The following is a 506-nucleotide window of genomic DNA, read 5'->3' as shown; positions in this document are numbered from 1 at the left end:
CAAAGTAGTGGTGAGCGAAATGGGAGTAGCCTAAACCGAATAAGTGTTAAAGGGTCGTACCGTTGCTTATTCGGGGTTGCAGCCTTTCACATATAAGCATACGACGGCTTATGCACAGGGTATACATTATAGAGGAACAATCTGGGAAGGTTGACCGAAGGGGGTGAAAGTCCCGTACTCGAAATAATGTATAGACTGTGAGTGAAAAGGCTAAGTACCATGGGACACGTGGAATCCTGTGGGAAGCTGGGTGGACCATCATCCAAGGCTAAATATGAATCAGTGACCGATAGTGGACGAGTACCGTGAGGGAAAGGTGAAAAGAACCCCGGAAGGGGAGTGAAATAGAACCTGAAACTATTGACCTACAAGCTGTAGGAGCTAGGTTTATCGAAAGGTAGATCTAGTGACTGCGTGCCTTTTGCATAATGAGCCGGCGAGTTATTCTATCGTGCGAGGTTAAGGGGTAGTAGCCCTGAAGCCAAAGGGAAACCGAGTCTGATAAG

Annotated in this window: 1 rRNA gene; it reads left to right on the top strand. The window is 47.2% G+C overall.

Annotation, left to right across the window (positions count from 1 at the left end):
• A 23S ribosomal RNA gene (locus WHS43_09750) occupies positions 1–506 on the top strand; the annotation flags it as partial.

The organism is Aquificaceae bacterium (assembly GCA_037481935.1).
Taxonomy (GTDB): domain Bacteria; phylum Aquificota; class Aquificia; order Aquificales; family Aquificaceae; genus Pampinifervens.
The sequence above is the reverse complement of the archived record's forward strand: the minus strand, read 5'-3'. Positions and strand labels throughout refer to the sequence as shown.